This window comes from Sulfuritalea hydrogenivorans sk43H (genome assembly GCF_000828635.1).
GTDB lineage: Bacteria > Pseudomonadota > Gammaproteobacteria > Burkholderiales > Rhodocyclaceae > Sulfuritalea > Sulfuritalea hydrogenivorans.
Map to the genome: position 1 here is coordinate 1,364,373 of NZ_AP012547.1, position 25,417 is coordinate 1,389,789.

Here is a 25,417-nt window from a genome sequence, read left to right on the forward strand (position 1 = left end):
GTCAATCCGTGTCCATTGAAACAGTCTAACCCGGGGAGACCCTGGGTTATCCGCGCAAACTGGCGGCATGCTCCCGCCGGGCGCCATGTTTGCACGATTTTTGTGAAGTGTACCTGTCCCAAGTCAATTAATGGGTATAAGGATGGGAATACACTGGAAAGCTTATGCATGGCGAAAGCGCCACCTGCAGGAGGCGCCGCTTCAAAGATGAATAGCCCGTTTTCGCAAGCCGCGTCCGCCCGCCTCGTCAAGCACCACTCGTTGTGGCTGCTTGCGGCTTTTTTCATTGTGTTGTCGTTTTTCTCCGCGCGCAACATCTACGAGAAACGCGCGGACGAAGTCCGTGCCGGATTCGTCTATCAATGGGCCGAGACAAACACGGGCATCAGCGCCCTGATCCATCATCTGCAGCTCGAACGCGGGCTTTCAAGCGGCTACATTGCATCCGGGGGGCGGTTCTTTGCCGACATCCTGGTGGCGCAGGGAAAGCAGACCGATCAGGCCCTGACGGTCGTGACGCCGATCCTGTTCTCGGATGTGCATCCGCACCTGGCGAACGACAAGGGCCACATTTCGGCATTGAGCGATCTGCAGCAGATCAGGAACCTTCGGCAACTCGTCAGCGAACTGGTGGTTTCGCGCGACGTGACGGTAGATCGCTACTCGGCCATGATCGAAATGCTGTTTGACGAGATGAATGCGAGCCTTGTCACCGACAACGGAACGCTGCGCCCGCAACTGGCCTTCATGGCCTTTTTGCAGGCAAAGGAGATGGCCGGCCAGGAACGGGCCCTGCTTACCGCCATTCTCTCCTCGGGGGACTTCGGTTCCTTTTCCCGCATGGCGGCCCTGCATCGAATTCGCGCCATCGAGGAGTTGGCCGTCAAGCGTTTCCTGCAATTTGCCGAGGACGATGCCAAGGCGGGTTTCGAGGCCATCCTGGCCAAGCCTTTCATCCGGGAGGGCGATGCAATCCGCCGTCGCGTGATCGCTGCCGGCCACAGCACCGCGGCGTCGGTGGAGAACTTGCCGAGTCCGGAAAGGTGGTTTCAGGTTTCTTCGCAGAAAATCGACGCCATGAAGGAGTTGGAGCACGTCATCAGCGGTTCGGTCAAGCATAGCGCCAGCGAATTGAAGCAGGGTGCAAGTGCCGGCCTGGTTGTCAGCGCCCTGTCGGCCCTGGCTTCCTTCCTGCTTGGTGGAATGTTGCTGCTGCAGGTGCGTCGCGGCAGGAAGGTCGCGGAAAAAGACCTGCATCTGGCCGCCACCGTATTCGGTAACAGCGTCGAATCGATTGTCATTACGGATGCGCAATCGAACATTGTTGATGTGAACCGGTCGTTTACGCGGATTTCGGGCTATACGAGGGAAGATGTCGTCGGCAAGCATGCCAGATTGCTCAGATCGTCGATCAACGACGAGAAGATGTATGCCGATATGTGGCAGAAGCTGCTGGAGTCCGGAAGTTGGGAAGGCGAACTCTGGAACCGGCGCAAGACTGGCGAGAACTATCCGGTCTTGCTGTCGATTGTCGCGGTGAAGGACCTGAAAGGCGTAACCACCAACTACGTTGGCATGATCGTCGATATCAGCAAGCGAAAACGTGCTGAAAAACAGGTAGAACAATTGCGCACCTTCGATTCCCTGACCGGCCTGCTCAGCCGCAATGCCTGGCTGGCTTCCCTGGAGCATGCGGTTGCGGATGCGCAGGTACGGCCGCGGCAGTTCGCCCTGCTCGAAGTGGGCCTTGATCGCTTCAAGGTGATCAACGATTCTCTCAGTCATGCCATCGGTGACATGGTGCTGGTGGAGGCCGCGGATCGCATTCGAAATGTCTTGCGCCGTCAGGATGCGGCCTCTCGACCCGGCGGTGATCGCTTCTCGATACTGCTCGATCATGTGCCGTCGCCGCGCAGCATGGAGATTATTTGCGAGAAGTTGCTGAACGCATTCGTGATGCCATTCATGGTCGACGGGCATGAGCTGCATGTCTCGATCAGCATCGGTGTGGCGCTTCATCCGGACAACGGCAAGGACGTCGGAACGCTGCAAAGCAACGCGGAAGCGGCAATGTTTCGCGCCAAGCAGGATGGCAGGGGGTGTTACAAGTTCTACTCGGAGGGCATGAACGCGGACGGCGTTCAGTTGTTGACACTGGAGCGCATGCTGCGCCTTGCGCTGGAGCGAAACGAGTTCGAGCTGCATTACCAGCCCCAGGTGGATGCCGTTGACGGACGTCTGGTTGGAGTCGAAGCCTTGCTGCGCTGGAACAGTTCCGATCGCGGACCGGTGTCTCCATCAGAGTTCATTTCCGTGGCCGAAGAGACGGGGCTGATCATGCCGATCGGCGAGTGGGTCATGCGCCAGGCCTGCCGGGATGCGCAGGAATGGCGACGTAGCCTGGGCCGGGACGTGCCCGTCTCCATCAACCTGTCGGCACGCCAGTTCCGCAGCAGGGATCTGCTGGCTGCCGTGCAACTGATCCTCGACGAAACCGGTCTGCCCAGTGCCCTGCTGGAGCTTGAGATTACCGAGGGTTTGCTGATCGTGGACCCGGAAGAGGCAGTGGATGTCCTGCGCGGGTTGCGGGCAATGGGCACTCGTACCGCGCTCGACGATTTCGGGACAGGGTACTCATCGTTGGCCTACCTGAAGACTTTTCCGCTCGATCGCCTGAAGATAGACCAGGCATTTGTGCGTGGTTTGCCCGAGGACGAAAGCGACAAGGCGATTTCCCGGGCGGTGGTGGCGCTCGGACTCAATCTGAACATGGAAGTCCTGGCCGAGGGCGTCGAAACGGAAGCGCAAAGGGATTTTCTGGAAACGGCGGGTTGTCAGGTGTTCCAGGGCTACTTGCATGGCCGGCCGATGCCGGCCGCCGATCTTATGCAGTTGATTCGCTCCGGCGCCCTGCGCTTGGAATAATTCCGTTTCCAGATCATCCGTGACTTTGCCAACTTCGCCTTGCCGTGCGATTTGCACTGTCTGCGGCTCGTTTTCGCGTCACAAATGATCTGGAAACGGAATAAGTCGAGGCAGCAGGGAGCAATCAGACGGTCAGGAGCACTTCCTGGACGCTGCCGGCGCGGCCGTCTTCGGTGAGATAGATGCCGCTTGCCGAGATTGCACCGAGATTGCCGTTACCGGCGCCGCGCAACTCGAAGGGGCTGGCGACATGATCCACGGCCAGGGCGCCTACCTTGCGTTGGGCGAGAGTTTCCAGCATGCCGTTACCCTGCGCGTCCGGTGTCCAGATGCGCAAGGCGCCGAAAGCACTGTCGTTGTCGTCGATCCAGCGATTGCCGTCGCTGTCGAGCGCGGCCAGTTCGCCAAAGCCTGAATTCGTAGCGGGGCCGAACAACTCGAGACCCGAGTCGATCTTGCCGTTGCCGTTGCGATCGATGGCCAGGTAACCGCTGCCGCCGGCCAGCATGGCGAGATTCTCCGTGCGACCGTTGCCATCGAGGTCGAAGCTGAAGCGGCGATCGGAAAGCTGCGCCGCGGTGCCGTTGAAGTTCAGCACGAGAGGATCCTTGCGTACCGCGTCGCCGGCGCGGAAGCTGACGGAGGTTTCCTCGCGATGGCTGCGCGCCATGGACAGCTCGACCCTGAAGCTGATTTCCTTGCCATCGGCCGTCTTGACCTTGCCTTCGGCCGAAACCCGGGTCTGTTCGAATTCTTCATGTACCGCGTGATACTCGTATTCGATGCCGAAGCCGGCGCGTCGGGCAGGTGCCTGGGTGGCTGCAGTGGGAGTGGCGATGGGCGGCGGCACGTCGAGGTGGCGCATCTGCCTGGCCGACACACTCTTGACCGGCTCGCCGGTCATCATTTCCACCATGAATTTGATCAGTTGGAGATAAGGATCGTTGTCGACCGCGTCGACGGCTTCTTCGACGGCTGACGCAGCCGGTGCCGGCTGCGCGGCTTGCGAGGCGGACTGTGCGGCCGTTGCGCGCTGGATTTCCGCGGCGAGAGAAGCGCGGGCGGCGGAAGACAGGGCGACGATGGACGTCGGAGTGCTTTCGCGCGCTGTAATGTCGGGTCGCCGGTCACCTCGCCAGAAAAGCAGGGACTCCTGCTCTTCGTCGCGGGTAAAGGCCAGGTGGCTGGAACTCAGGGAAAAACTCGCGCTGTCGATTTTCATGATGGGTGCCCTCCGGAGCCCATCGAAATGACGGCGCCGACCCATGGGTTAACGACAGCGGCATGTTTAAATTTAGCGCTGGTTGCGCACCCAGCGCATCAGGCTGGCAGCATCCATCGCGCCGGCCTGGCGCGCGACTTCGCGACCATTCCTGAACAGGGCCAGTGTCGGAATCGAGCGAATGCCGAAGCGCGCCGCGAGCTGCTGTTCTTCCTCGGTATTCACTTTCGCCAAGCGGAACTCGGGTTCGAGCTGTTTTGCCGCCTGTGCGAAGGCCGGCGCCATGGCGCGACAGGGGCCGCACCACGGCGCCCAGAAATCGACCAGCAACGGAATGTCGGAACGGCCGGCGTGGATATCGAAGCTTGATGCATCGAGTGCAAGCGGTTCGCTGGCGAACAGGCGCGCCTTGCACTTGCCGCAAGTGCCGCCGTCGGCAAGGCGTTGTGCAGGCACGCGATTGGCGGCATGGCAGTGGGGGCAGACGACGATCAAGGGTTCGGACACGGTGCGCTCCATATATCAGATATCACTGATATATGGATGCTGCCGACAAATTCAAGGGAGGGCTACTGTCTGGCGCCCAAAGCTTTTGCGCGTTCAGTTGCAGCCGTATCGGCCTGGGCCGATGCCGGCCAGCCGGCGAGATGGGTCGAGACCAGGTCGCGCAGTGCGGCGATCCAGTCGGGCCGCTCGTTCAGGCAGGGAATGTAGTGAAACTCCTTGCCGCCGGACGACAGGAACGCCGCCTTGCATTCCAGCGCGATTTCTTCCAGGGTTTCCAGGCAATCGGCGACGAAGCCGGGGCAGATCACGTCGACCCGCGCCGTGCCGCCAGCGCCGACTTTCTCCAGCGTCGGCTGGGTGTAGGGCTGCAGCCACTCGGCCTTGCCGAAGCGCGACTGAAAGGTGATCAGATAATCGTCCGCGCGCAGTTGCAAGGCTTCGGCCAGCAGGCGTCCCGTCTTCTGGCACTCGCAATAATAGGGGTCGCCCAGGTCGAGCGAGCGGCGCGGCAGGCCGTGAAAGCTCATGACCAGTTTGTCGGGCCGGCCATTGGCCTGCCAGTGCTCGCGCACGCTGGCAGCCAGCGCGCCGATGTAGCCGGGATCGTCGTGGAAGTGCTTGATGAAGCGCAGTTCCGGCGGGTTGCGGCTGCGTTTCATCCAGTCGGCGACGTCGTCCATCACGCTGGCGCTGGTGCTCGCGGCGTACTGCGGATACAGCGGCACGACCAGAACGCGCTCGACGCCATCGCGTTTGAACTGGTCGAGAACGCTGCCGATCGAGGGTTGGCCGTAGCGCATGGCCCAGGCCACCACAAGCTCCGGCTTGCCGGCCTGACCCAGCCAGCCCTTGAGCAGCTTTGCCTGACGCTCCGTGTAAACCTTCAGCGGCGAGCCGTCCTTCATCCAGATCTGCGCGTACTTGGCAGCCGATTTCGCCGGGCGCAGGTTGAGGATGATGCCGTTGAGGATCAGCCACCAGACCGGGCGCGGGATTTCGACCACGCGCGGGTCCCAGAGAAACTGCTTGAGATAGCGGCGCAGCGCCGACGCCGTGGGCGCCTCCGGCGTGCCGAGATTGACCAGCAGGACGGCGGTGCGGCGCGGTGCGCCGTGCTGCTGCGCGGGTTCGGGAGCGTAGCGGGACATCAGGGGGTCGAGAGGGCCGAGGACAGCAGCTTGGCCGTAATGTCCACGATGGGGATCACGCGCTCGTAGGCCATGCGGGTCGGGCCGATGACACCGATGGTGCCGACGATCTGGCCGTCGACCTCGTAGGGCGCGGCGACCACGCTGCATTCGTCGAGCGGCGCAATGCCCGATTCGCCGCCGATGAATACCTGCACGCCTTCGGCGCGGCTGGAAAGCTCCAGCAACTGGGCCAGCCCGGTGCGCTGTTCGAATAGATCGAACAGGCGGCGCAGGCGGGTCATGTTGGACGACAAGTCCTCGACGCCGAGCAGGTTCTTCTCGCCGCTGATCACGTATTGCGTCGAGGTGTCGGCGATGGCCTGGTTGCCGGCGTCAAGCGCCGCCGTCATCAGGTCCGACATGTCGGCACGCAACTGGCGCAGTTCTTCCACCACGCGCGCGCGCACCTGGTCGAAATCGAGGCCGAGGCAGTTCTGGTTCAGGTAGTTGGCGGCTTCGATCAGCTCGGTCGGGCTGTAGTTGCGCTGGGTGAACAGAATGCGGTTCTGCACGTCGCCGTCGGCGGTGACGATGATCAGCAGGACGCGCTTGTCCGACAGGCTGAGGAACTCGATCTGGCGGATGCGTGGCTGCTGCCGGCGCGGCGCCACCACCACGCCGGCGAAGGCGGTGAGCTGCGAAAGCAGTTGCGAGGCATGGCTGATCACCAGTTGCGGCTGGTCGGGCTGGATGGCTTCCTTGATCTCGGACAGCTCGCTGCCTTGCAACGGCCTTACAGTCAGCAGGGAATCGACGAACAGCCGGTAGCCCAAGGGCGTCGGCACGCGCCCGGCCGAGGTGTGCGGGCTGGCGATGAAACCCATTTCTTCCAGATCCGACATGACATTGCGGATCGTCGCCGGCGACAGTTCCAGGCCGGAATATTTCGACAGCGTGCGCGAGCCGACCGGCTGACCTTCGGCGATGTAGCGTTCGATCAGGGTTCGGAGCAGGGTTTGCGCGCGATAGTCGAGCATGGGCCGATTTTAGAGCGAAATTCGATGAATACGCCGCCAAAAAACGCCAGCGCAAATTGTGGTCTAATCGATCCGATGAACCCTGCATTTCGCACCGTCGCCCTGATCGGCAAGTACCAGAGCCGGGAGATCGCCGCATCGTTGCTGTCGCTCGTCGCCTTCCTGCGCGAACGCGGCGTCGAAGTGCTGGTGGAGGAGGGTACGGCGACGGCGGTCGGGGTCGGCGGTTATGCGGTGGCCAGCTATGAAGCGATCGGCGCCCGCGCCGACCTGGCGGTGATTCTCGGCGGCGACGGCACCATGCTCAACGCCGCGCGGCACCTGGCCCGCTACGAAGTGCCGCTGGTCGGCATCAACCAGGGCCGGCTCGGCTTCATGACCGACATTGCGCTGGGGGCGATGATCGAAAGCGTCACGGCGCTGCTCGACGGAAAGTTTTCGCGCGAGCAGAGATTTCTGCTCAACGCCGAAGTTCTGCGCGACGGTGAGGTGGCTTTCCAGACGCTGGCGCTGAACGACGTGGTGGTCAACAAGGGCGACATCGGCCGCATGATCGAACTGGAAGTCAAGGTCAATGGCGAACTGATCCACGTCCTGCGCGCCGACGGCATGATCGTGGCGACGCCGACCGGGTCCACCGCCTACGCGCTTTCCGCCAACGGGCCGATCCTGCATCCGTCGGTGCCCGGCATCGCCATCGTGCCGCTGTGTCCGCATGCCCTCACCAACCGGCCGATTACCGTCAGCGACAGCAGCATGATAGACATCGCCCTGCTGCCGCCGCACGATGCGCGCGTGCATTTCGACGGCCAGACGCGCTTCGATGCCCGCGCCGGAGACGTGGTGCGCATCATGCGTTCGCGCTACAACCTTACCTTGCTGCATCCGCCGGGCTACAGCTACTTCGCCATGCTGCGCGAGAAGCTGCACTGGAGCTCGACTCCCCGTCATTAACGTTCATGCTGCAGTAGCGACGCGCCCCTGATGATGAAACACACGAAAGGCGAATTGAAAGCCCGCCCCCCCACCGCTACGCGGCCCGCGGCTGGCTTTGCACAGCCAGCCGGCTGCGGCGGCACAACGCATGCGTTGCGAATTCCCGCCTCGCCCCCTCACGGGGGGCTATTGCTCGGCTCGCTTCGCTCGACTATCACCCGTCACTCCGAACAAGTTATTTCACTCTAACGATGCTGCTGCGCCTGATCGTCCGTGATTTTGTCATTGTCGACCGTCTGGAACTCGAGTTCGACGGCGGTTTCGGCGCCCTGACCGGCGAGACCGGCGCCGGCAAATCGATTCTGGTCGATGCGCTGTCGCTGGCGCTGGGCGAACGCGCCGATGCAACCGTGGTGCGCAGCGGCGCGGAGCGCGCCGAGATTTCCGCCGAGTTCGACGTGACGCCGGCCGGTGCGCTCGAGGCCTGGCTGCGGGCCAACGACTACGATACCGATGCCTGCCTGCTGCGCCGCGTGATCGATAGCGCCGGCCGTTCCCGCGCCTACATCAACGGCGCGGCGGCGACATTGGGACAGATGCGCGAAGTAGCCGACTTTCTTGCCGACATTCACGGCCAGAACGCGCACCATTCCCTGCTGCGTGCCGATGCCCAGCGCGACTTGCTCGACACCCATGCCGGGGCGCAGGTGCTGGCGCGCGACGTGGCCGCGGCCCATGGCGCATGGCGCACGGCGCGCGAGGCGCGCGAGGCTGCCGAGAAGGATGTCGAAGCCACCGTGCGCGAACGCGAACTGCTCGAATGGCAGGTGAAGGAACTGGTCGCCCTTGGTTTCGATGCCGTTGCATGGCAGGAAGCCGAACAGGAACACCGCCGCCTCGGTAATGCCAGCGAACTGCTGGAAGCGGCCGGTGCCACGCTGGCGACGCTGGAGGAAGGCGAAGCGGCCAGTCTGCCGCTGCTGCAGCACGCCGGAGCGCGGCTGTCCGAATTGACCGGCGTTGATCCGGCGTTGACCGATGCCGCCCAGTTGTTCGAGACCGCCCTGATTCAACTTGAAGAGTCGGCGCTGGCGCTACGGCGATATCAGGATCGGCTGGAGCTCGACCCGGCGCGACTGAGCGAACTCGACAGCCGCATCGACGCCGTGACCCAGATGTCGCGCAAGCATCGCGTCATGCCCGAGGAATTACCTGACTTGTTGCTGGGTTTGCAGAACCGTCTGGCCGAGCTTGTGCTGCGCGCCGACCCGGCCGCGCTGGCCGAGCGGGAACGCAAGGCCGAAGCGGCGTTCCGCGACGTCGCGAAGAAACTTTCCGCCGTGCGGACGAAGACCGCCAAGGCCTTGTCCGCCGCCGTGACGGCCGGCATGCAGGAGCTGGCGATGGCGGGAGGGCGCTTCGAGATCGCGCTGGAAGCCTTGCCCGAAGGCGCTTCCTGCGGGCTGGAGGCCGTTGAATTTCGCGTTTCGGCCAATGCCGGCCAGCCGCTGCGGCCATTGGCCAAAGTGGCCTCGGGCGGCGAACTGTCGCGCATCGGTCTGGCCTTGCAGGTCATCGCCAGCCAGGCAAATCCGGCGGGCACGCTGATTTTCGACGAGGTCGATGTCGGCATCGGCGGCCGTGTCGCCGAAATCGTCGGCCGCATGCTGCGCCAACTGGGCAAAAGCCGGCAGGTGCTGTGCGTCACGCATCTGCCGCAAGTGGCGGCGCAGGCTGACTGGCAATGGTCGATCGCCAAGGAAACCCGTGGCGGCGCGACAACTTCGTCGGTCAGCGTACTGGATGCGGAAGCACGTATCGGCGAGATCGCCCGCATGCTCGGCGGCGAGAAGATCACCGAAACCACCCGCCGCCATGCGGCGGAAATGCTGGGCCTAAGCTAACGCAGGCGCGCCGAGCATGGTCACCACGCCGGTGGCGATGAACACGGCGGCGGCAATCCAGCGGATCATGTTCAGCGGCAGCCGCTTCGCCAGTTTTTCGCCGACGATGACGGCCGGCACGTTGGCCAGCATCATGCCCAGAGTGGTGCCGAGCACTACGGCAACCAGCGCGCCCTGAAACTGCGCCGCCAGCGCCACAGTCGCAAATTGAGTCTTGTCGCCCATCTCGGCGATGAAGAAGGCAATCGTGGTGGTGACGAAGGCGCCCGCGGGGTGAATCTTCGGGTCCTCGTCGAGCGAGTCCGGGTGCAGCGCCCACAGGCCGAAAGCCACGAACACTCCGCCGGTGATCCACGGCAGCCAGTGCGGCGCGATCAGTTGCGCGAGCCAGACGCCGATCGAGCCGGCCAGGGCGTGGTTGAGTATCGTGGCGATGAAGATGCCGGCGATGATCGCCATCGGTTTGCGCAGCCGGGCGGCGAGAACGAAGGACAACAGCTGGGTTTTGTCGCCGATTTCGGCGATGGCGACCAGGGTGGTCGCGGTCAGGAAAGCTTCCACTCAGAAGTTCAATTCGACGCTTTGCGATGCGGACAGTGGGCTCTGTTGCACTCGACGTAGAGATAAAGGGCGTGTTCGCGAACCGTGAAGCCGCGTTCTTCGGCGATCTTGTTTTGCCGTTTTTCGATGGCTGCATCAAAGAATTCTTCCACGCGACCGCATTCCACGCAGACCAGATGATCGTGGTGTTGCCCTTCGTTCAGTTCGAAAATGGCTTTGCCGGATTCGAAATGGTGGCGCTGCAGCAGGCCAGCCTGCTCGAACTGGGTCAGCACGCGGTAGACGGTGGCCAGTCCGATATCCATGCCATCGGCCAGCAGGTGGCGATAGACATCTTCCGCCGTGACATGGCGCGGCGAGCCCTCATCCTGCAACTTGTGGAAGAGGTCGAGAATCTTCAGCCGGGGATAGGTTGCCTTGAGGCCGATGCTCTTGAGGTCGTCGGGGTGGGTCATGGAGCGTTGTCCGAAGGCTCGGGGCCGCGCAGGGGTGGGGGCCGGCTATGATATAGTTTTCGCGGCCCGATTGGGATAATGCAATCGGGAAAAGACGAGGCCTGCCGGAATCGGCGGCCATGACCGAATGGTGGTTTTCCCGGAATTTCCCGATGAAGCGATTCCTGTTGTTCCTGCCGTTTCTGGCAGCCTGTTCCAATACACCGCAGATCACCAGCTATCTCTCGCCCTATCGCATCGATGTGAGGCAGGGCAACTTCGTTACACAGGAAATGGTGGCACAGTTGAAGCCTGGGCTGACCCGCGAACAGGTGCGTTTCATCCTTGGTTCGCCGCTGGTGGCCGACATGTTCCACGTTGATCGCTGGGACTATGTCTATCGCTTCCAGCCTGGAAAAGGCGAGGCTCAGCAGCGTCGGCTGGTGGTGTTCTTCCAGGACAACAAGCTGACGCGCGTCGCCGGCGATGTGGTGGCGGAAGACGGCACCAAGGCGGATGCGCCCAAACCTGCCGCACAGGTGATCGATATTCCGGCACCGGCCGCCGCCGGCGCCGCCACTCCAGAAAAGAAGTAAGTCATGGAAAAGATCCGCTATGCCATCGCCGGCAGTTCGGGCCGCATGGGGCGCACCCTGATCGAGGCCGTGCAGCAGGACGCGGGCGCCGTGCTTGCCGCCGCGCTCGAACACGAAAGCAGTCCGTTCCTCGGCAAGGATGCCGGCGAACTGGTCGGCGCGCCTTGCGGCGTCCGGATCACAGCCGACCTGGATGCCGCGCTGGCGGTCGCCGACTGCCTGATCGACTTCACGCGACCGGAAGGTACGCTGGAGCATCTGGCGGCATGCCGGCGCCACAAAGTCAGCCTGGTGATCGGCACCACCGGGTTTTCCGCGCAGGGCAAGCGGGCCATCGAAGAGGCGGCAAGGGAAATTCCCGTCGTGTTCGCGCCGAACATGGCGGTGGGGGTCAATGCCGTGTTCCGCCTGCTTGATGTCGCGGCGCGGATCCTCAACGAAGGCTATGACATCGAAGTCATCGAAGCGCATCATCGGCACAAGGTGGATGCGCCGTCCGGCACCGCCCTGCGCATGGGCGAGTTGGTCGCCGCGGCGCTCGGCCGCGACCTGTCGGAGTGCGCCGTGTATGGACGCGAAGGCCATACCGGCGAGCGGCCGGCGACGCAGATCGGTTTTTCGACCATTCGCGGCGGCGACATCGTCGGCGACCATACGGTGCTGTTCGCCGGGGCCGGCGAGCGCATCGAAATCACCCACAAGTCGGCCAGCCGGATGCCCTATGCGCTGGGCGCGCTGCGCGCCGGACGCTTCATGAGCGGCCATGAGCGCGGCCTGTTCGACATGCAGGATGTATTGGGACTGAGGTAGCTTCGCTGTCGCCGCCGGAAGGCGCCGCGCAGCACGCGGGTTTGCGATCGGTGACCTGACAGGATATAATTCAAAGGTTTGCCGGGCGCTATGTGATTCAAGCGGTGTCCGGTTCCGATTGCCGAATATTCTTGTTCCGGGAGCTCCATCGTGCCGCACTTTCCGCCCGCCCTTCTTGCCCTGGCCGACGGAACGGTGTTCAGAGGCAAAGGTATCGGCGCCAACGGCAGCAGCGTGGGCGAGGTAGTGTTCAACACCGCGCTTTCCGGCTACCAGGAAATCCTGACGGATCCGTCCTACTGCCGGCAGATCGTCACCCTCACGTATCCCCACATCGGCAGCTACGGTGTCAATCGCGAAGACTGCGAATCTGCGCGCATCCATGCCGCCGGCCTCGTTATCCGCGACCTGCCGCTGCTGGCCTCGAATTTCCGCAGCGAGCAGACGCTCGATGCCTACCTGCGCGCCGAGAACGTGCTGGGGCTGGCCGACATCGACACCCGCAAGCTGACCCGCGTCCTGCGCGAAAAGGGCGCCCAGGCCGGCTGCCTGATGGCGGGCGAGCATTTGAACGCCGACGACGCCGTGGCTAAGGCGCGCGCTTTCCCCGGTCTGGCCGGGATGGATCTGGCGCAGGTGGTCAGCGCGCGGCAGTCCTATGCCTGGAGCGAAGGTGAATGGAAACTCGGCGCGGGTTTCGTGCAGCCGGACAACTTCCGTTTCCACGTGGTCGCCTACGATTTCGGCGTCAAGCGCAACATCCTGCGCATGCTCGCCTCGCGCGGCTGCCGGCTCACCGTGGTCCCCGCCAAAACACCCGCGGCAGAAGTGCTGGCGCTGAATCCCGATGGCGTCTTCCTGTCCAACGGACCCGGCGATCCGGAACCCTGCGATTACGCCGTCGCGGCGATCCGCGAATTTCTCGACCGCCGGTTGCCGCTCTTCGGCATCTGCCTCGGCCATCAGCTGATGGCGCTTGCGTCGGGCGGCAAGACCCTGAAGATGAAGTTCGGTCATCACGGCGCCAATCATCCGGTCAAGGATCTGGAGACCGGGCAGGTGCTGATCACCAGCCAGAACCACGGCTTCGCGGCCGATCCCGCAACCCTGCCGGCCAACGTCAAGGTGACCCACGTCTCGCTGTTCGACGGCAGCCTGCAGGGCATGGCCTGGACCGATCGACCGGCCTTCTGCTTTCAAGGGCACCCCGAAGCCAGCCCGGGGCCGCACGATGTGGCTTACCTCTTTGACCGTTTCATCCAGTCCATGGCGGCGAAGTAGCTCATGGTCTACGGCATTACCGACCTGACGACCTATGTGCTGGGCACGATTTTCATCGTGCTGCTGCCGGGGCCGAACTCGCTCTATGTGCTGTCGGTGGCGTCCCAGCGCGGAGTTCGCGCGGGCTACCTCGGCGCCTGTGGAATCTTTGTCGGCGATGCGATCCTGATGGTGCTCTCGGCGACCGGCGTGGCCTCGTTGTTGCAGGCCAGCCCGGCACTGTTCATGGTGCTCAAGTACGTCGGTGCAGCGTATCTGGCGTGGCTGGGCATCGGTTTGCTGCGCGCGGCCTGGGCGATGTGGCAGGTTCGGCAGCAGGCGACCGCGTCGGAGTCGCGGGTGGACGCGACACGGCCTTTCCATGCCGCGCTGGTGATCAGCCTGATGAACCCCAAGGCCATCATGTTCTTCGTTTCCTTCTTCATCCAGTTTGTCGATCCGGGCTACGCCTATCCGGCGCTGTCCTTCGCCATTCTCGGACTGATCTGCCAGATCATCAGCGGGGTGTACCTGTCCGTGCTGATTCTGGGGGGCGCCCATCTGGCGCAGCAGTTCCGCAGCAGGCGCAGGCTGGCCGCCGGTGCAACCGGCGGGGTCGGCGCAATGTTTATCGGTTTCGGCGCCAGACTCGCCGATTCGACCCTGAATTGACAGGCACACCAGGCAAAACGTCATGCCCAAGCGTAGCGACATACACAGCATCCTGATCATCGGCGCAGGCCCGATCATCATCGGCCAGGCCTGCGAGTTCGACTATTCCGGCGCCCAGGCCTGCAAGGCCCTGCGCGAAGAGGGCTACCGCGTCATCCTGGTGAACTCCAATCCGGCGACGATCATGACCGATCCCGGCACCGCCGACGTCACCTACATCGAGCCGATTACCTGGCGCGTACTGGAAAACATCATTGCCAAGGAACGGCCCGACGCCGTGCTGCCGACCATGGGCGGGCAGACCGCGCTCAATTGCGCGCTCGACCTGGCCAAGCATGGCGTGCTGGAGAAATACGGCGTCGAAATGATCGGCGCCTCGCGTGAGGCCATCGACATGGCCGAGGACCGCGAAAAGTTCAAGCAGGCGATGACCCGCATCGGACTCGGTTCGGCGCGTTCGGGCATCGCCCACAGCATGGAGGAAGCGCAGCAGGTGCAGGGCGCCATGGGCTTTCCGACCATCATCCGGCCGTCCTTCACCATGGGTGGTTCGGGCGGCGGCATCGCCTACAACCAGGAAGAGTTCGCCGAAATCTGCAAGCGCGGCCTCGAAGCCTCGCCGACCAAGGAACTGCTGATCGAAGAGTCGCTGCTCGGCTGGAAAGAGTACGAGATGGAGGTGGTGCGCGACCGCAAGGACAACTGCATCATCGTTTGCTCGATCGAGAACCTCGATCCGATGGGCGTCCATACCGGCGACTCGATCACCGTCGCGCCGGCGCAGACGCTGACCGACCGCGAATACCAGATCATGCGCAACGCCAGCATTGCCGTGCTGCGCGAGATCGGTGTGGACACCGGCGGCTCCAACGTACAGTTCGCCATCAACCCGAAGACCGGCGCAATGGTGGTGATCGAGATGAATCCGCGCGTCTCGCGTTCCTCGGCGCTGGCCTCGAAGGCCACCGGCTTCCCGATCGCCAAGGTGGCGGCCAAGCTCGCCGTCGGCTACACGCTGGACGAACTGAAGAACGACATCACCGGCGGCGCGACGCCGGCCTCCTTCGAGCCCTCGATCGACTACGTGGTGACCAAGGTGCCGCGCTTCGCCTTCGAGAAATTCCCGCAAGCCAACGACCGCCTGACGACGCAGATGAAGTCGGTGGGCGAAGTCATGGCCATCGGCCGCAGCTTCCAGGAGTCGATGCAGAAGGCGCTGCGCGGGCTGGAAGTCAGCGTTTATGGCTTCGACGAGATCGAAGCCGATCGCGAGGAAATCAACCGCGAACTGGCCAGCCCCGGTCCGCAGCGCATCTGGTACCTGGCCCAGGCCTTCCGCGAGGGCTACACGCTGCAACAGGCCTTCGACCTGACAAAAATCGATCCGTGGTTCCTGGTGCAGATCGAAGACATCATCACCACCGAAGGCTGGATGCGATCGCAGAACCTGGCCGACCTCGATGCCGCCACGCTGCGCAATCTCAAGCGCAAGGGCTTTTCGGATCGGCGCATCGGCACCCTGGTCAGCGCCACTCACGATCCGGCGGCGGGCGCCAGCGGCGAGACGGCGGTGCGCGAACTGCGCCATGCACTCGGCATCCGTCCGGTGTACAAGCGCGTCGACACCTGCGCGGCGGAATTCTCGACTTCGACCGCCTATATGTATTCGACCTACGAGGAAGAATGCGAGGCGCGGCCGACCGCGAAGAAGAAGATCATGGTGTTGGGCGGCGGCCCCAACCGAATAGGCCAGGGCATCGAATTCGATTACTGTTGCGTGCATGCGGCGCTGGCGATGCGCGAGGACGGTTACGAGACCATCATGGTCAATTGCAACCCCGAGACCGTGTCCACCGACTACGACACCTCGGATCGCCTGTATTTCGAACCGGTGACGCTGGAAGACATCCTCGAAATCGTGCACGTCGAGCAGCCGACCGGCGTCATCGTCCAGTTCGGGGGCCAGACGCCCTTGAAGCGGGCGCGCGAACTCGAAGCCAACGGCGTGCCGATCATCGGCACCAGCCCCGACATGATCGACGCCGCCGAGGACCGCGAGCGCTTCCAGAAGCTGCTGCACGACCTCGGCCTCAAGCAGCCGCCGAATCGCACGGCGCGCACCGAGCCCGACGCGATTCGCCTCGCGGCCGAGATCGGCTACCCGCTGGTGGTGCGGCCTTCCTACGTGCTGGGCGGCCGCGCCATGGAAATCGTCCATGAGCAGAAGGACCTCGAACGCTACATGCGCGATGCGATCAAGGTGTCCTTCGCATCTCCGGTACTGCTCGACCGCTTCCTCAACGATGCCACCGAGGTCGATGTCGATGCCCTGAGCGACGGTACGCAGGTGCTGATCGGCGGCATCATGGAACACATCGAGCAGGCAGGCGTGCATTCGGGCGATTCCGCCTGTTCGCTGCCGCCATTCACCCTGTCGCGGGAAATCCAGGACGAACTGCGGCGCCAGACCGAAATGATGGCCAAGGGCCTCAATGTCGTCGGCCTGATGAACGTGCAGTTCGCCATTCAAGGCAGCGGCGCCGATGCGGTGGTCTATGTGCTGGAAGTCAATCCGCGCGCATCGCGTACCGTTCCTTTCGTTTCCAAGGCCACCAGTCTGCCGCTGGCCAAGATCGCGGCGCGCTGCATGGCCGGGCGCAGCCTGGCCGATCAGGGCGTGACCGGCGAAATCATCCCGCCGTATTTTTCGGTGAAGGAAGCCGTCTTCCCTTTCATCAAGTTCCCCGGTGTCGATACCATCCTCGGGCCCGAGATGAAGTCCACGGGCGAGGTGATGGGCGTCGGCCGCACGTTCGGCGAAGCCTTTGTCAAGTCGCAGCTCGCGGCAGGAACGCGTTTGCCCAAATCCGGAAAAGTCTTCATCAGCGTCAAGCCGGCCGACCGCGCGAAAGCCGTCGATGTTGCGCGCGAGCTGCATGAACTCGGTTTTTCCCTGGTTGCCACGCGCGGTACCGGCGGTGCAATCGAGGCGGCCGGCATCCCGGTCGGCATGGTGAACAAGGTGACCGAAGGCCGGCCGCATATCGTGGACATGATCAAGAACGGCGAGATCGTGCTGATCGTGAATACGGTCGAGGAAAAGCGCACGGCGATCGCCGATTCGCGTTCGATCCGTACCTCCGCGCTGGGCGCCAAGGTAACGCTGTTCACCACCATCGAAGGCGCCCGCGCCGCCTGCGCAGGCATGCGCCACGATGGGCTCGAAACTTATTCGTTGCAGGCCTTGCATGCCGAGCTAAAAGTATGAGCGGAAAATTTCCCATCACCCTGCGCGGCGCCGAACTACTGCGCAAGGAACTGCAACGCCTGAAGGCCGTCGATCGTCCGGCGGTGATCGCAGCCATCGCCGAGGCGCGTTCGCACGGCGACCTGTCGGAGAACGCCGAGTACGATGCCGCCAAGGAACGCCAGGGCTTCATCGAAGGCCGCATCAAGGAAGTCGAGGGCAAGCTCGGCAACGCCCAGATCATCGATCCGGCATCACTGGATGCGGACGGCCGCGTGGTGTTCGGCGCCACGGTCGAACTGGAAGACATGGACAGCGGCACTACCGTGACCTACCAGATCGTCGGCGATGACGAAGCCGACATCAAGGCCGGCATGCTTTCGCTGAACTCCCCGGTGGCGCGCGCGCTGATCGGCAAGTTCGCCGGCGACGTCGCCGAGGTGCAGACGCCCGGCGGACGGCGGGAATACGAGATTCTCGACGTCAAGTACATCTGAATGAGGAAGCTGGCTTCCGCGCTCTACAGCATCGCGGTTGCTGCCTGGGTCGGCGGCCTGCTGGCAATCGGCTTCATCGCCGCGCCCGTGCTGTTTACCCAGCTGGCGGATCGCAGCGTGGCCGGCAACCTGGCCGGCGCGATGTTCACCGTCACGGCGTGGGTCGGCCTCGGTTGTGGCGCTTACCTGATCCTGTTCGTGCTGTTTGTCAAAGGCTGGCGGGCGCTGCAGTCCGGCGTGTTCTGGATCGTGCTGCTGATGGTCGGCCTGACGGTCGCCGGGCACTTTGGCGTGCAGCCGATACTAGCCCAGTTGCAGGCGGACGCCTTGCCGCGCCGGGTCATGGAAAGCGCCTTGCGGGATCGTTTCACCACCTGGCACGGCGTGTCGAGCGCGCTCTACCTGGTGCAAACCCTGCTGGGAATCTGGCTCGTGATCGTGCAGGAACGTGGCAGGGCGCGCTAGACGCTAGCGCTTGCGGTTACGGGCTTCGGTGCGGGCAGCGGCCTGCTTCTTGGTGATGGCCGGCTCGGATTTTCGCCGTCCCGCCAGCGCCGACTCCTGAGCCGCGGCATCCTTGGGATTCTCGCGCCAGAGCACCAGCAGGTTGCCGATGTGCTGCACCTCGGCGCACTTGAGCGCAGTGCAGATTTCAATGAACAGGGCCTCGCGCACTTCCCGTTCAATGCCGTAAAGTCGCAGCTTGATCAGTTCGTGGGCCTTGAGGCAACGGTCGATTTCGGCCAGGACGGAAGGTGTCAGGCCCTTCTGGCTGATGGATACGACAGGATTCAGATGATGCGCGGCGGCCCGCAGGGCGCGACGCTGGGTGGGGCTCAGTTGAGCAGTATTTTCAGTCATGGCGGGATTGTAACGTGAGCGGCAAGATCGAGAGCAACAAGAAGGTCAAGAAGAACAAGACCACCAAGGCCTGGATCACCGAGCACGTCAATGACGCCTACGTGCAGCGGGCCAGGGCCGAGGGCTGGCGTTCGCGCGCGGCATTCAAACTCATCGAAATCGACGACAAGGACAAGCTGCTGAAGCCCGGCATGACCGTGGTCGACCTCGGTTCCGCGCCGGGTAGCTGGTCGCAGGTCGCCGCCAGGCGCATCGCCCCCGGCGGACGGTTGATTGCGCTCGACCTGCTGCCGATGGAGCCGGTACATGGCGTCCAGTTCATCCAGGGCGATTTCCACGACGACTCCGTCCTGAAGGCGCTGTCCGATGCCCTCGATGGCCGCCAGGTAGACCTTGTATTGTCGGACATGGCCCCCAATATGTCGGGTATCGGCATGGTCGATCAGGCGCGGGTGATGGTTCTGGCGGAGCTGACCCTGGAGTTTTGCGCGCTGCACTTGAAACCCGGGGGCGACATGCTGGTCAAAGTCTTCCAGGGTGATGGTTTCATGGAGTTGCGCAAGGCGTTGCAGTTGCAGTTCGACAGCCTGCAGATGAGGAAGCCGGCCGCCTCGCGCAATCGCAGCGCCGAGATATACCTGCTGGCACGGGGTAAAAAGGCCTGATCGAGGCATGGATGACCGGCCGCTGCGGTTTGCAGGGCTTGGGAATCGGCATTAGAATGAACTGATATGTAATCCCGACCGAGGGAAGAGAGGCTCCACCTTGAATAACATGTTCAAAAATATGGCGATCTGGCTGGTGATCGGCATCGTTCTGATGACCGTCTTCAACCAGTTCAACACGCGTCAGGCCGTGCTTGGATCGCTGGAGTACTCGCAGTTCCTCGAAGAGGTGAAGCAGGGGCGCATCACCAAGGTGGTGATCCAGGGCCGCACCCTCGAAGCCACCACCACCGACGGCAAGCGCATCACCACGTATGCGCCTGCCGACCTGTGGATGGTCTCCGACCTGCTCAAGAACAACGTCAAGGTCGTTGCCAAGCCCGAGGAAGAGCAGTCCTTCCTTACCAGCATCTTCGTTTCGTGGTTCCCGATGCTGCTCCTTATCGGCGTCTGGGTCTTCTTCATGCGCCAGATGCAGGGCGGCGGCAAGGGCGGAGCATTCTCCTTCGGCAAGAGCCGGGCGCGGATGATGGACGAGTCGTCCAATACCATCACTTTTGCCGATGTCGCCGGCTGCGACGAGGCCAAGGAGGAAGTCTACGAAATGGTCGACTTCCTGCGCGACCCGACGAAGTTCCAGAAGCTCGGCGGCCGCATTCCGCGCGGCGTGCTGCTGGTCGGTTCGCCCGGCACCGGCAAGACGCTGCTGGCCAAGGCGATTGCCGGCGAGGCCAAGGTGCCGTTCTTCTCGATTTCCGGTTCCGACTTCGTCGAGATGTTCGTCGGCGTCGGCGCGGCGCGCGTGCGCGACATGTTTGACCAGGCCAAGAAAGCCGCTCCCTGCATCATTTTCATCGATGAACTCGATGCCGTCGGTCGCCAGCGCGGCGCGGGCTTGGGCGGCGGCAACGACGAGCGCGAGCAGACCCTGAACCAGATGCTGGTCGAAATGGACGGCTTCGAAGGCTCCGCCGGCGTCATCGTGGTGGCTGCCACCAACCGCCCCGACGTGCTTGACCCGGCGCTGCTGCGCCCCGGTCGCTTCGACCGCCAGGTGGTGGTGCCGCTACCCGACATTCGCGGTCGCGAACAGATTCTCAAGGTGCATATGCGCAAGGTGCCGGTGGCTCCGGACATCGACGCCTCGATCCTGGCCCGCGGCTGCCCCGGCTTCTCCGGTGCCGACCTGGCCAACCTGGTCAATGAGGCCGCGCTGTTTGCTGCGCGCGGCAATAAGCGCCTGGTGGACATGGAAGACTTCGAGCGCGCCAAGGACAAGATCATGATGGGCGCCGAGCGCCGTTCCATGGTCATGCCCGAGGAGGAGCGTCGCAACACGGCCTACCACGAGTCCGGCCACGCCGTGGTGGCCAAGCTGCTGCCGAAGACCGATCCGGTGCACAAGGTCACCATCATCCCGCGCGGCCGCGCGCTCGGCCTGACCATGCAGTTGCCGGACCAGGAACGCTACAGCCAGGATCGCGAACGCCTGCTCAGCACCATCACCGTGCTGTTCGGTGGCCGCATCGCCGAAGAACTGTTCATGCAGCAGATGACCACCGGCGCGTCGAACGACTTCCAGCGCGCCACCGATCTGGCGCGGCGCATGGTCACGCAATGGGGCATGTCCGACACCATGGGACCGATGGTCTATGGCGAAGAGGAGGGCGAAATATTCCTCGGCCGCTCCGTCACCACGCACAAGAACGTTTCCGAATCGACCATGCAGAAGGTCGACAACGAAATCCGCCGCATCCTCGACGAGCAGTACGCGCGTGCCCGCAAGCTGCTGGAAGATAACCGCGACAAGGTCGAGGCCATGACGGCAGCCCTGCTGGAGATGGAAACCATCGACGCCGACCAGATCAACGACATCATGGCCGGCCTGCCGCCGCGCCCGCCCAAGCCTTCCAGCGCGCCGCCGGCACCCAGGGGCGACAGTGCGCCGGGTCCCGAGCCGACCGCCCCGGCTCCTGCCTGATTCCTATCACAGCCCGGACGGGCCGCCGAAGCAGAACCGGTTCGGCGGCCCCGGTTTTTTCATGACACAGAATTTCCACTGCGGCCGTTTCGTACTCAACGCCGGGCGCCCGTTGATCATGGGCATCGTCAACCTGTCCGACGATTCCTTTTCCGGCGACGGGCTGCAGGGCAATACCGATGCCGCCATTGCCCAGGGCCTGCGCCTGATCGAAGAGGGGGCGCACATCCTCGATTTCGGCGCCGAGTCATCGCGCCCCGGGGCGGCGCCAGTGCCGGCACAGCAGGAAATCGACCGCCTGCTGCCGGTGCTCGAAGCCCTGCGCGATTGTGGCACACCCCTGTCGATCGACACCGTCAAGCCGGAAGTGATGCGGCTTGCGCTGGCGGCCGGCGCCGACATGATCAACGACATCAATGCCCTGCGCGCGCCGGGAGCGCTGGAAACAGTCGCAGCGAGCAAGGCTGGAATCTGCGTGATGCACATGCAGGGCGATCCGGGCACCATGCAGGACGATCCGCATTACAGCGATGTCGTCGTCGAGGTGGCTGAGTTTCTTGGCGAGCGCGTGGCCGCAGCCGAAGCGGCCGGCATTACCCTGAACCGGATCGCGGTTGATCCGGGCTTCGGCTTCGGCAAGACGCTGGAGCACAACATCGAACTGCTGCGCCGCCTGGATGAACTGGTGGTGCCGGGCCTGCCGCTGCTGGTCGGCATGTCGCGCAAGTCGATGCTCGGCCTGCTGACTGGGCGCGCGGCGCCCGATCGGATTTTTGCCGGAATCGCGGCGCATGTCCTGGCGGTCGAACGCGGTGCGCGCATCGTACGCGTGCATGATGTCGCGGCGACGCGCGATGCGCTGGCGGTATTGCAGGCGGTGGAGGATTATTAAAATGGCAAGAAAGTATTTCGGCACCGACGGTGTCCGCGGGCGCGTCGGCCAGGCGCCGATCACGCCGGATTTCATCATGCGCCTGGGCTACGCGGCGGGTTCCGCGCTGGTGGCGCGCGATGGGCTGCCGGCCAACGAGCATCCGGCGGTGCTGATCGGCAAGGACACGCGCATTTCCGGCTACATGCTGGAGGCCGCGCTGGAGGCCGGATTTTCCGCGGCGGGTGTCGATGTGATGCTCTGCGGGCCGATGCCGACGCCGGCCGTGGCCTACCTCACCCGCGCCCTGCGCCTGCAGGCCGGCGTGGTGATTTCCGCCTCGCACAACCCCTACGACGACAACGGCATCAAGTTCTTCTCGGCGCAGGGCACCAAGCTGCCGGATGCGGTGGAACTCGACATCGAGGCGCGACTCGACCAGCCGATGACATGCATGCCTTCCGCCAGACTCGGCAAGGCGCGTCGCGTCGATGACGCCGCCGGGCGCTACATCGAATTCTGCAAGAGCACCTTTCCCAACGACCTCGACCTGCGCGGCATGAAGATCGTGGTGGACAGCGCCCACGGCGCGGCCTATCACGTCGCCCCCAGCGTGTTCCACGAACTCGGCGCCGAGACAGTCGGCGTTGGCGATACGCCGAATGGCCTCAACATCAACCACGAAGTCGGCGCCACGGCACCCGAAGCGCTGCGCCGCGCCGTGCTGGAACATCGCGCCGACTGCGGCATCGCGCTGGACGGCGACGGCGACCGTCTGGTGATGGTCGACGCGGCGGGCCGGCTCTACGACGGCGACCAGTTGCTCTACGTGATTGCCCGCCACAGGGCGCGCAGCCAGTCCGTGCCTGGCGTTGCCGGCACGCTGATGAGCAACCTCGGTTTCGAGCATGCGCTGGGCCGGCTGGGCATCGCTGTCGGACGCGCCAAGGTCGGCGATCGCTATGTGCTGGAAATGATGCAGCAGAAGGGCTGGCAGCTTGGCGGCGAAAACTCAGGCCACATCATCTGCCTGGACCGCCATACCACCGGCGACGGCATCATCGCGGCGCTGCAGGTGCTGGCTGCGCTGCGCGCCACCAGCGAGACTCTGGGCGAAGCCTGCGCCGATCTGAGCTTGTATCCGCAGAAGCTCATCAACGTCAGGATGCCCGCCGGTTTCGACTGGGCCGCCGCCGACGGCATCACGTCAGCGGTGAAATCCGCCGAGGCGATGCTCGACGGCAGCGGCCGCGTGCTGTTGCGCCCCTCCGGCACCGAGCCCCTGCTGCGGGTGATGGTCGAGGGACGCGAAGAAGCGCTGGTGCTCGGTCAGGCCGAGGCCATCGCAGGAGCAGTACGCCAGGCCTTCGGCCAGTAGAGCTGCAAGCCGGCAGACGCCGGCTACATGGCAAAGCAGGGCATACCCGCAAGAAGATTCGGCGCTGGCAACACGGCGTCCATGCCGGGGCCTGCATCCGCCGTGCCGGCGCTGCCGCGATATTGGCGGCGTTCGATGAACAGCACGCTGCCCGGCAGGCGTTTGGCTTCCTTCTTTGCTTCGCTGAGGGCCGCCGATACATCGTGGTGGTTGGCGAAGGCGCCTGGCGGTACGATCACGCAGCCGATCGACAGCGCCGGCAGCGCGTGGAAAATCGGCTGTCCGCGTCTGTCCTCGCCATAGTAGCCGCCCGCCGAAAGATGCTCGGCATTCGTCACATATTTTGGCAGCGTGGCGTCGAACTGCTCGATGACGCGTCGCAGCCGCGCTTCCCAGTCGCGACTTTGCATCAGTACGATGAAGTCGTCGCCGCCGACGTGGCCGACGAAGTCCTGGTGATCGGCGGTTGTTTCGCTAAGCAGCGCACCCACCTGCTGGATCATCTGGTCGCCGCGCCGGTAGCCATAGGTGTCGTTGTAGGGTTTGAAATGGTCAAGATCGCAGTAGGCGGCGACAAAGCCGTGCTCCGTCTCGATCAGTCGATCCATCTGTTCGTTGATGGGAACGTTGCCGGGAAGCTGGGTCAGGGGGTTGGCGTAGCGGGCGGCGCGAATCTGCATGTCGGTGATGATCGCCATCAGTTCCCGGAGGAAGCCGATGCCGCGATAGCGGCCCTGCCGTGTAATGATGATGGCATCACAGGCTTCGGTGCTGCGCAAGCTGCCGATAAGCTGCGCGACTTCCTGCGCGCTTTGCGCTTCATCGAACACCAGTGGCGGATCCATGACCATGGTGCAAGGCCGCTTGCCATGGAGTTCGCGGTGAAACGGACGGGCAAAGCGGTCGATCAGCGAATAGCGTGAAATGATCCCCACCGGCTGGCCGTTGGCAACCACCGGTACGACATTGAGCCCCGGTTGATGCTCGAAGATGCGGTAGACGGCATCGTTGTCGGTTTCCGGAGAGACCGACCTCACCTCGTGCAGTATCTGGTCGATGCGTGGCGTCCGTCGGCCTGCTTGCGGGCGCAGCGGCAGCAGCAGAATGCTGTTGTTCATCGGTTGGTCGACGTTGGGCATGGTGGCAATGGCGCGCTGCGGACGGGCGATGCCGAAGCCCTGCAGGTAAGGAATGCCGATGTCGCGCAGCACCGCCAGTTGGCCTTCCGTTTCCACGCCTTCGGCGATCAGGGCGCTGCCGCAAGCGTCGGCGATCTCGTGCATGGCGCGAACAAAATGCAGCTTGAGCGGATCGGTGTCGATGCCGGTGACAAAGTGGCGGTCGATCTTGACGAACTCCGGGCGCACCTCGGACCACATGCGCAGATTGGAAAAGCCTTCGCCCATGTCGTCCATGGCGATCTGGATGCCGATCCGGCGAAAGTCCTGCAAGGTTTCCTGCAGATCGGAGAAATCGGTCACCGATTCGTTTTCGGTCAGTTCGATGACGATTCTGGACGGCGGCACGCCAAGTCGAAGCAGCTCCTGGCGAATCGCAACCAGGCGTTTGCGGCTGGCGTGCAGGCAACTGATGCTCATGTTCAGAAAGAGCCGCAGCGCACACTGCTGCGCGGCGAACTGCACGATGGCGGTTTCCACCGCCAGCCATTCGAGTTCATGCGTGCAGTCGGCCGCGGCGGCGGCGGCGAACAAGGCACCCGGCGCATGCAGTTCCGAGCCTTCCGGGCCGCGAATCAGCGCCTCGCAGGCAAGGTAGTTTCCCTTGCGGACATCCAGGATGGGCTGGTACACGGAATGCAGGCCGCGATCACTCATCAGGCGCCGCAGCGCGCCACCGTGGGGACTTGCGTCCTCGGTCATCTTGTTGCTTCGATTGTGCATGTTCATGCTGTCTTGACCTCTC

General features: G+C 63.6%; 22 protein-coding genes. 14 read left to right on the forward strand and 8 right to left on the reverse strand.

Translation table 11 applies throughout. The annotated features are described in order from the left end of the window. Positions 1–15 precede the first annotated feature (15 nt). Positions 16–2,925, forward strand: coding sequence for an EAL domain-containing protein (locus SUTH_RS18345; protein WP_148312869.1), 2,910 nt, complete (start codon positions 16–18; stop codon positions 2,923–2,925). Positions 2,926–3,049: 124 nt separating this feature from the next. On the opposite strand, the gene SUTH_RS06595 is transcribed toward SUTH_RS18345, so the two are convergent. The 4 genes from SUTH_RS06595 to hrcA form a co-directional block, all read right to left on the reverse strand. Beyond that, positions 3,050–4,147, reverse strand: coding sequence for a hypothetical protein (locus SUTH_RS06595; RefSeq protein WP_041098053.1), 1,098 nt, complete (start codon positions 4,145–4,147; stop codon positions 3,050–3,052). A gap of 72 nt (positions 4,148–4,219) precedes the next feature. Continuing rightward, positions 4,220–4,654 carry a thioredoxin TrxC gene (gene trxC / locus SUTH_RS06600; protein ID WP_041101840.1) on the reverse strand — a complete coding sequence of 145 codons (435 nt, stop codon included), beginning with the start codon at positions 4,652–4,654 and terminating at the stop codon, positions 4,220–4,222. 62 nt (positions 4,655–4,716) lie between these two features. Beyond that, on the reverse strand, positions 4,717–5,802 hold the full coding sequence (gene hemH / locus SUTH_RS06605) for a ferrochelatase (RefSeq protein WP_041098055.1): 1,086 nt from the start codon (positions 5,800–5,802) through the stop codon (positions 4,717–4,719). Further along, positions 5,802–6,821: a heat-inducible transcriptional repressor HrcA gene (hrcA, locus tag SUTH_RS06610; RefSeq protein WP_041098057.1), complete on the reverse strand. Its 1,020-nt coding sequence runs from the start codon at positions 6,819–6,821 to the stop codon at positions 5,802–5,804. The genes hemH and hrcA overlap by 1 nt, the downstream gene beginning before the upstream one ends. A 75-nt stretch (positions 6,822–6,896) precedes the next feature. Between hrcA and SUTH_RS06615 the strand changes: the two genes are divergently transcribed. Continuing rightward, positions 6,897–7,775 carry an NAD kinase gene (locus SUTH_RS06615; RefSeq protein ID WP_041098059.1) on the forward strand — a complete coding sequence of 293 codons (879 nt, stop codon included), beginning with the start codon at positions 6,897–6,899 and terminating at the stop codon, positions 7,773–7,775. A gap of 233 nt (positions 7,776–8,008) precedes the next feature. Next, on the forward strand, positions 8,009–9,661 hold the full coding sequence (recN, locus tag SUTH_RS06620; RefSeq protein ID WP_041098061.1) for a DNA repair protein RecN: 1,653 nt from the start codon (positions 8,009–8,011) through the stop codon (positions 9,659–9,661). On the opposite strand, the gene SUTH_RS06625 is transcribed toward recN, so the two are convergent. Both SUTH_RS06625 and fur read right to left on the reverse strand, forming a co-directional pair. Then, entirely contained in the window at positions 9,653–10,222 is a 570-nt protein-coding gene (locus SUTH_RS06625; protein WP_041098063.1) for a TMEM165/GDT1 family protein, read from the reverse strand. The genes recN and SUTH_RS06625 overlap by 9 nt on opposite strands. Before the next feature lie 8 nt (positions 10,223–10,230). After that, complete coding sequence (gene fur / locus SUTH_RS06630; protein WP_041098065.1) at positions 10,231–10,677, reverse strand: ferric iron uptake transcriptional regulator; 447 nt, start codon at positions 10,675–10,677, stop codon at positions 10,231–10,233. Positions 10,678–10,829: 152 nt separating this feature from the next. Here fur and SUTH_RS06635 point away from each other — a divergent pair, with 152 nt between their 5' ends. The 7 genes from SUTH_RS06635 (at position 10,830) to SUTH_RS06665 (ending at position 18,203) form a co-directional block, all read left to right on the forward strand. Continuing rightward, the gene (locus SUTH_RS06635; RefSeq protein WP_052473824.1) at positions 10,830–11,252 is read left to right on the forward strand and encodes an outer membrane protein assembly factor BamE; all 423 of its coding nucleotides are present in this window, start codon (positions 10,830–10,832) and stop codon (positions 11,250–11,252) included. A gap of 3 nt (positions 11,253–11,255) precedes the next feature. After that, positions 11,256–12,062: a 4-hydroxy-tetrahydrodipicolinate reductase gene (gene dapB, locus SUTH_RS06640; protein ID WP_041098067.1), complete on the forward strand. Its 807-nt coding sequence runs from the start codon at positions 11,256–11,258 to the stop codon at positions 12,060–12,062. Positions 12,063–12,212: 150 nt separating this feature from the next. Continuing rightward, positions 12,213–13,343 (forward strand): glutamine-hydrolyzing carbamoyl-phosphate synthase small subunit, encoded by a 1,131-nt coding sequence (carA, locus tag SUTH_RS06645; protein ID WP_041098069.1) that lies wholly within the window; start codon positions 12,213–12,215, stop codon positions 13,341–13,343. A 3-nt stretch (positions 13,344–13,346) separates the two neighbouring features. Continuing rightward, positions 13,347–13,994, forward strand: a complete 648-nt coding sequence (gene leuE / locus SUTH_RS06650) for a leucine efflux protein LeuE (RefSeq protein WP_041098071.1) — start codon at positions 13,347–13,349, stop codon at positions 13,992–13,994. Between the two features lie 22 nt (positions 13,995–14,016). Then, complete coding sequence (gene carB, locus SUTH_RS06655; protein ID WP_041098073.1) at positions 14,017–17,262, forward strand: carbamoyl-phosphate synthase large subunit; 3,246 nt, start codon at positions 14,017–14,019, stop codon at positions 17,260–17,262. Then, entirely contained in the window at positions 17,259–17,738 is a 480-nt protein-coding gene (greA, locus tag SUTH_RS06660) for a transcription elongation factor GreA (RefSeq protein ID WP_041098075.1), read from the forward strand. Before carB ends, greA begins: the two co-directional genes overlap by 4 nt. Continuing rightward, positions 17,739–18,203, forward strand: coding sequence for a DUF4149 domain-containing protein (locus SUTH_RS06665; protein ID WP_041098077.1), 465 nt, complete (start codon positions 17,739–17,741; stop codon positions 18,201–18,203). Positions 18,204–18,206: 3 nt separating this feature from the next. Here SUTH_RS06665 and SUTH_RS06670 read toward each other — a convergent pair whose 3' ends face one another. Beyond that, positions 18,207–18,599 (reverse strand): YhbY family RNA-binding protein, encoded by a 393-nt coding sequence (locus SUTH_RS06670; RefSeq protein WP_197539656.1) that lies wholly within the window; start codon positions 18,597–18,599, stop codon positions 18,207–18,209. Positions 18,600–18,613: 14 nt separating this feature from the next. On the opposite strand from SUTH_RS06670, the gene SUTH_RS06675 reads away from it, so the two are divergent. The 4 genes from SUTH_RS06675 to glmM all read left to right on the forward strand — a co-directional run bounded on the left by SUTH_RS06675 (position 18,614) and on the right by glmM (position 23,494). Further along, positions 18,614–19,264: an RlmE family RNA methyltransferase gene (locus SUTH_RS06675; RefSeq protein WP_231851109.1), complete on the forward strand. Its 651-nt coding sequence runs from the start codon at positions 18,614–18,616 to the stop codon at positions 19,262–19,264. A 100-nt stretch (positions 19,265–19,364) separates the two neighbouring features. Then, positions 19,365–21,245 carry an ATP-dependent zinc metalloprotease FtsH gene (gene ftsH / locus SUTH_RS06680; RefSeq protein WP_041098080.1) on the forward strand — a complete coding sequence of 627 codons (1,881 nt, stop codon included), beginning with the start codon at positions 19,365–19,367 and terminating at the stop codon, positions 21,243–21,245. Between the two features lie 61 nt (positions 21,246–21,306). Continuing rightward, entirely contained in the window at positions 21,307–22,137 is an 831-nt protein-coding gene (gene folP, locus SUTH_RS06685) for a dihydropteroate synthase (protein ID WP_041101846.1), read from the forward strand. A gap of 1 nt (position 22,138) precedes the next feature. Further along, complete coding sequence (glmM, locus tag SUTH_RS06690; protein ID WP_041098082.1) at positions 22,139–23,494, forward strand: phosphoglucosamine mutase; 1,356 nt, start codon at positions 22,139–22,141, stop codon at positions 23,492–23,494. A 23-nt stretch (positions 23,495–23,517) separates the two neighbouring features. Here the strand turns inward: glmM and SUTH_RS06695 are convergent, their stop codons facing one another. Beyond that, positions 23,518–25,395, reverse strand: a complete 1,878-nt coding sequence (locus SUTH_RS06695) for a GGDEF domain-containing protein (protein ID WP_231851110.1) — start codon at positions 25,393–25,395, stop codon at positions 23,518–23,520. Positions 25,396–25,417 lie beyond the last annotated feature (22 nt).